General features: G+C 68.3%; 5 protein-coding genes. 1 reads left to right on the top strand and 4 read right to left on the bottom strand.

All coding sequences use genetic code 11. The features are described from left to right. Positions 1 to 271 precede the first annotated feature (271 nt). The 3 genes from nbrcactino_RS15155 to nbrcactino_RS15145 are packed head-to-tail and all read right to left on the bottom strand — an operon-like array spanning position 272 to position 3134. Entirely contained in the window at positions 272 to 1180 is a 909-nt protein-coding gene (locus nbrcactino_RS15155; RefSeq protein WP_371864593.1) for an o-succinylbenzoate synthase, read from the bottom strand. A gap of 50 nt (positions 1181 to 1230) precedes the next feature. Then, positions 1231 to 1992 (bottom strand): hypothetical protein, encoded by a 762-nt coding sequence (locus tag nbrcactino_RS15150; protein ID WP_161928326.1) that lies wholly within the window; start codon positions 1990 to 1992, stop codon positions 1231 to 1233. Between the two features lie 29 nt (positions 1993 to 2021). Then, positions 2022 to 3134, bottom strand: a complete 1113-nt coding sequence (locus tag nbrcactino_RS15145) for a carbohydrate kinase family protein (RefSeq protein ID WP_228460951.1) — start codon at positions 3132 to 3134, stop codon at positions 2022 to 2024. 123 nt (positions 3135 to 3257) lie between these two features. Between nbrcactino_RS15145 and nbrcactino_RS15140 the strand changes: the two genes are divergently transcribed. After that, positions 3258 to 4187, top strand: a complete 930-nt coding sequence (locus nbrcactino_RS15140; protein WP_161928324.1) for an oxygenase MpaB family protein — start codon at positions 3258 to 3260, stop codon at positions 4185 to 4187. Positions 4188 to 4206: 19 nt separating this feature from the next. Here nbrcactino_RS15140 and nbrcactino_RS15135 read toward each other — a convergent pair whose 3' ends face one another. Beyond that, positions 4207 to 6111 (bottom strand): vWA domain-containing protein, encoded by a 1905-nt coding sequence (locus nbrcactino_RS15135; RefSeq protein ID WP_161928323.1) that lies wholly within the window; start codon positions 6109 to 6111, stop codon positions 4207 to 4209. Between the last annotated feature and the right edge of the window lie 195 nt (positions 6112 to 6306).

The following is a 6306-nucleotide window of genomic DNA, read 5'->3' as shown; positions in this document are numbered from 1 at the left end:
AAGGCGCTCATCGCCGAGACGTCGCCGAACTCCTCGCGCCGGGTCTCGGCGAAGGTGAACGGGTCGTGGCGCATCCGCAGGATCTCCAGCACACCGTTGCGCGGGTTGCCGGGGATGTCTCGCAGGTCGCTCCCCGCGGGGGCCTGGGCGAATACCGTAGTCATGAGCGGATCTCCGTTCGATTGACGCACCCGGAGTCCGGGCGCGCGACAGACCGGCTGTGGCCTATCTCTCACTGTACCCGCTATTGGAACAAATGGAACGCTTTGTTTCAAACTGGGGTGTTGCCCGCGTCTGCGACCAGCGCATAACACCGGCGCAGGCGGTCGAGCCACCACCGTTGCCGTGCCGGATCGGCCCGCGGGGGGTCCGACACCTCCACCCGCCGCGGGGACAGCATCGCGTCCGTCGGGACAAACGGATCGGCCGTCACATCGTCGACGAAGAGCGCGCCGGTCCCCAGCCCGCATGCATGGTCGAGCCGCGGCAGGGCGGCCGCGGTCGCCACGCCGGCACCGATCCCGACGGCGGTGTCTAGCGCGCTGGACACGACGATCGGTAGCGGGATCTGTTCGGCCAGCGCCAGCACGCGCCGCATCCCGCCCAGGGGCGCGACCTTGACCACCGCGATGTCGGCGGCGTCGGCGGCGACGACGCGCAGCGGGTCGTCGGCCTTGCGGATCGATTCGTCGGCGGCGATGGGCGTCGCGACCGCGCGGCGCACCCGGGCGAGCTCGTCGATGGTCCGACACGGCTGTTCGACGTATTCCAGGTCGCCGAGCGCCCCGATGGCGGTGACCGCCTCGTCGACGGTCCACCCACCGTTGGCGTCGACGCGCACCTTCTCGACCAACTCTCGCACGGCGGCCACGCGCGCCACGTCGTCCTCGAGGCGTTGCCCCTTCTCGGCCACCTTGACCTTGGCCGTGCGCGCGCCGGGGAAGCGGGCCAGGATCTGCGCGACCTCCTCGGCCGGCACCGCGGGGACCGTCGCATTGACCTCGACCGCCGCGCGCACCGGGGTCGGCGGGCCCAACCAAGCCGCCTCGATCCCGGCGGCCAGCCACGCCGACGCCTCCTCGTCGTCGTATTCGACGAACGGCGAGAACTCACCCCACCCGGCCGGACCGCGGAAGAGGACGGCCTCCCGCACGGTGATGCCGCGGAACCGGACCCGCATGGGCAGGGACACGACGACCGCGGTGGCGAGGAGGTTCTCGAGGGGCGCGATCACAACGGTGGCGGCCCGGCCGGGGCGCGACGGTCGAGGGCGACGCCCAGCCACGCGAATCCGACGACCAGCGCAACCACCACGATGACGTTCGCCACGGTTAAGGAGGCGGACCGGACCGCCAGTTCGGTCCGGAACTCCATGTCGGAGTTACCGGCGTAGTTGATATGCCAGTGTCCGAGCAGTCGGCCGGTCCCCCACGTTGCGAGCGCCACCATCAATCCGGCAACGGGGGCGAGAACCACGGGCACGGGGCTGCGGCGGCGCCCCAGGTACCAGGCGGCCATCACCAGGGCGATCGCCACCCCGAAATCGACCGTGAGGCCCCACGTGTACACCCAGGTCATGTCGTACCCGCCGAAGAGCCCGTAGTCGAACAGTGACTTCGCCAGGAACAACCACACGGGAATCCGCACCACCACGGCGACGGCGAGGATGATCGCCACCGCCGCCCGCCGGCGTAGGGCCGCGACGAGCACCAGCCCGATCACGGCGACCTCGGCAAGGACCATCACCGCGGTATCGGCGGAGAAGAGGATATCGTTGCCGCCGCCGCTGAGGAAGCCGATGACCGTCGTGAGGGCGTGGGCGAGGGCGCCGAGGACGTACACACCGATGACCGCCGCCCCGAGGAGCCCCGACTCCCGGCCGCTCGGCTTCGGTGTTGGCCCGCCCGCCACCGGCACCGACGGCCGCGGCGGGGGTGGGGCTGGATATCCCAGCTGGGCAGAGGGTCGGATGTTGGGCACGGGACTCGACATGGGAGAAACCCTAGCCGCGCGAACGACCATTACCCCGCCGCATCGCCGATTGCCGCATCGGTCGTCTGCGGGTCGACCCGGGCACCCAAATGCGCGAATCCGCCGATCGTCCCCAGCCACGTCAGCGGGAGACCGAGAACGACGGCGATGGAGACGAAGTACCAATGGGACTGCCACTGCTGACCGATGAGCCAGTAGAAGACCTGCGCTTCCACCAACAGAACGCATCCGGCCACCGGCGCCAGGGCGAGGACCGGCAGACGGCGCCGCCCGACGAACCACGCCGCCAGACCTCCGCCCAACGCAAGGCCGGATACGCCCACCGGCGAGGAATCGGCGAGTACCACCACGAGCGCCGCCACCACGAGCGTCACCGCCGTCCATCCCCGGGGTCGTACGGCCGGGTCGGCGGCGAGCATGATCGCCCCGCAGGCCGCGACGCCGGCACCGGCCACCATCACGACCATCGCGGTCGGCAGGGCAGAGCCCACAAGCCAGAACAACACCACGGCACCCACCGCGATGCCGCCAAGAGACATGGCCGTCGCCCCGAGGATGAAGACCCGCGTCTCGTCACTGTCTCGGCCCGAGTGGACGTCGGACTTGTCGCCGATGCGGCGATCGATCCACACGCCGAACCACACCGCCGCCACGGCGAGCGCCAAGACCACCGCGTACAGGCCGAAAGTGAACCAGAAGACCGCTGCCCCCGGGCTCAGGGCACCGGCTCCGGCGACCGCCGGCCCGGGGTCCGCGGGCCCGGTGAACGAGTATTGGAGGTACCCGACCATCCCCACCGCCGACCCGCCGACGAGCGCGGCGAGCAATGCCGCGCGGTGCCGCCGATGTCCCAATGACCACCCGGCGATGGCCAGCCCAGACGCCAAGGCGGCGATCACCGAATCCCCGGGCGCTTCGACGAAGAGGTACAGCAGATCCAACCCGGCAGCGGGAACCACCGCCATCGCCACCGTCGGGCGCCGCGACGATGGCGCGCTGACGATGATCATGGCCGCGACGAGCACCGTCGCAGCGGCGGCGGCGGTCGCAGCGTTGACCAACGACAGCGTCGAGTCCGTCGCCGTCACCGAATCGACGGCAATCCACACCGAAACCGCCCACAGCCCCAAGGCTGCGGCCACAATCAATGTCCCCCATCTCAAACCGTACATTCGAGATAGTGTAGCCAGTCGCAGCACTCTTGCCGGGCGCACCTTTGGAACAAATATTGTCACTTGTTCCAAACTCGGGGTATCGTGCGTCACATGACAGTCCAAAATTTCGACACCGGGGTCCGCGAGGCCGAGCCCAGCATTCTCGGCGCCCCGACGTTCGACGACGACATCGACTCGCTGGAGCTGCGGCTCGGCGCGGACTCGCTGGTCTGGAAGTTCTACGGCGACGTCCGTGGCGTCTTGGGCTTCCAACGACTCGCCGGCACCGAGAACTGCATCGAGCAGTTGGCGAAGGGCGTTGAGGACCACTCGATCATCTTCAACGACTTCCTCGGCCGCGCCCAACGATCCGGCCCGCCGATCATGCGCACCGTCTACTCCGACGACCCCTACCTCTGGGGTCACCGGGTGCGCGACTTCCACCGCGACATCAAGGGAACGATCAGCGACGGTTCGCGCTACCACGCCCTGAACCCGGAGCTGTTCTACTGGGCGCACGCGACCTTCGTCGACCAGGTCCTCTTCATCACCGACACCTTCATCCGACGGCTCAGCGAGGCGGAGAAGGAGCAGATCTTCGAGGAGTCGAAGGTCTGGTACCAGCTCTACGGCGTGAGTGCGCGCAGCCAGCCGCAGACCTACGCGGAGTTCTGCGAGTACTGGGACTCGATGCTGGAGCGCTTCGTCCCCACCAAGACGATCGTCTACGCCACCGGCTACCTGCGCCAGGGGATCCCCGGGCCGTCGTTCATCCCCAAGCCGGTGTGGCGCGTCGTGTCGGTACCGTTGAACGCCTTCATGCGCACCGTCATCGTCGGGACCCTGCCCCAGCAGATGCGCGACGTCTGCGAACTGGAATGGAACCCGCGCATGCAGAAGCGGTTCGACCGCTTCGCCGCCTTCATGCGGGCCATGAACCCGGTGTTCAACCGCCTGCCGATGAAGATGCTTTACCTCCAGTGGGCCAACGAGGGCTGGGAGCGCACCGGCGTCGACCCGCGCAAGATCCACAACGGCTGACCCGAGCCCGCTGCAGCCGTCACTCAAACGGGCAATGGACGTCGGCCTTGATGTCGGTCGCGGCGCGAATGTGGGTCACCTTGCCGTCGTTGATCACGAATAACGCGATCCGTCCGGTGGCCTTCTCGGTGAAGAACAGGCCATAGATCTTCGGGGGATATAGCGAGCACTGAGCCGACGGGGTGTCCTTGTAGGCGGATCGGACCTGCGCTTCGGTCTGGCCGATCTTGACGCCTCGATCAGTCTCGTCCCACTCGAACTGCTGGATCTCGCCGCGGGGACCGACGCGGATGACGCGGTCGCTCTGATAGGCGTTCTCCGGCTTGGCGAAGTGGTAGAACTCAGTTCCGGCCTCGAACACGCCCATCCCCGCCGCCTGCTTCGACACGTAAGTCCTGGGGATCTTCGACGCGTTGTCCCCAACGTACACACCACCGGCACCACCGAAGGTGAGCTTGCTCTTCGGACTGAGCGTTATCGGCGTTGACTTCGACGGTTCGCTGCGGTCACCGTTGCAGATGTCACGCTTGTCCTCGCCCGAGAATCGATCTCGCGACGACGAACGCTCCAACTCGCGGTAGGCCCACACGCCATCACACCACCCCAGGTCCGATGCCCGAACCCAGAGGACGGTCTTCGGGTTGCCCGCTCCGTTTTGCTGACTGGTCCCCCGACCCAGGGCCTCGCTCCCGCCCCAGGACTCCCAGACGATCTCGCCCACCGAACTCGCCGCCGTCGATGCGATGGAGAAGCCGTCCGGGCGGGCGGTACCGAAGCCATAGGCCGAGTTCTCCCACTTGTCCCGGCCGAGGACCGGTGTGGGTTTGGCCGCGGTTGCCTCGGGAAGACAGCGGCACAACACGACGGATGTCACCGTGCCCGACTCGACACGCGCCCCGCGGTAGCCGATCCGATAGCCGGTTCCCGCCTTCTTGTCGGCCTCGAAAACCGCTGACCCCGCCGATTCGGCGACAGGTTTGCCGTACAGCTCGACGGCCCGCGCGCCAGGCGTCCCGGCAGCCACCCCGTCAATCGTGACCCCCGCCGAGCCGGGTGGGTCGCCTGGCGCGATCTCAATCAGCTTGCCCTTGTCGTCGAAGACGTAGGAGCAGTCCTGCCACACGATGATGAGGTGGTCGCCGTCGCGGCGACCCCGGCGCGGGAAGCCCTGGATCGAGCCGGCGACCTCGTCGAGGGAGTCACCGATCTTCGCGTTACCCAGCTTGACCGGGTTCAGCCTTGTCCGCGCCGCCGGCGCGTTCTGCGCAGCCCGCAACCGTGCGCTCAACTGGGCCGCATTGTCGGCGGTCAGGAAGATGCCGCCCCCTTTGCCCGCCACACATTGCAGCGACTGGGCGTCAGTGCGCAGGCCGACGGCGCTGATCGTCACTTTCGGATTCTTCGCACGGATCTCCGCGGTGGCCGCACAGGGATCGGGCTCGCAGGTCGACTCTCCGTCGGACACCAGGACCACCGATGCCGGGGAGTCGGGCAGCATCGCCGCCGCCGCTTGCAGCGCCGTCCCGATCGGGGTGAACCCCTGCGGCGCCAATCCGGTCAGGGCCGCGGTCACCCCTGCCGGATCGTGCTTGCCCAGGGGTAGGACGGTCTTGACGTCCGCGCAGGCCCGGTGGGGTGGCGTGCGTTTGGCCGGCATCTGCGCACCGAACACGACCACGCCGGTCTTCGTACCTGCGGGCAGGCCGTGGACCAGGGTGTCGACTGCCTTCGTCGCCGCATCCCACCTGCGCCCCGGCGCATCGGCAGTCTGCATGGACTCCGAGGCGTCGAGCACGATGATCGTCGGGACGGCGGCCGCTTCGACGCTGTGGTCGGCTTCCGACGCCCCGGCCGTCGTCGGTGACGCGTCGCCGCCGACCGAGCACCCGGCCAGGGCCAGCGTGGCGGCCAGCGGAACAACCATCCATCGAATCGGGTGCGCAATCACCACCGCAGTATGGAACGACGACACCCATCACCTCGGCATCTGCGGGCAGATACGCCAGAATTGGACCAAACAGGTTGAATCGCCTCGTCAGCGTTCGCGGAACCAGCCGTCGCGCTGGGCCCGCCAGACTGCCTCTTGCCAGTAGCCCCAGGCGTGGGTGCCCACCGGCTG

The organism is Gordonia crocea, assembly GCF_009932435.1.
GTDB classification, from domain to species: Bacteria; Actinomycetota; Actinomycetes; order Mycobacteriales; family Mycobacteriaceae; genus Gordonia; species Gordonia crocea.
Note: the sequence above shows the minus strand (reverse complement) of the source record. Positions and strands in the feature narration are given on the sequence as shown.

What these genes read in the sequence shown, in the direction of transcription:
- nbrcactino_RS15155 (WP_371864593.1), bottom strand. Translation starts at nt 1,180, where the DNA reads ATGCGGGTCCGGTTCCGCGGCATCACCGTGCGGGAGGCCGTCCTCTTC.
- nbrcactino_RS15150 (WP_161928326.1), bottom strand. Translation starts at nt 1,992, where the DNA reads ATGTCGAGTCCCGTGCCCAACATCCGACCCTCTGCCCAGCTGGGATAT.
- nbrcactino_RS15140 (WP_161928324.1), top strand. Translation starts at nt 3,258, where the DNA reads ATGACAGTCCAAAATTTCGACACCGGGGTCCGCGAGGCCGAGCCCAGC.
- nbrcactino_RS15135 (WP_161928323.1), bottom strand. Translation starts at nt 6,111, where the DNA reads ATGGTTGTTCCGCTGGCCGCCACGCTGGCCCTGGCCGGGTGCTCGGTC.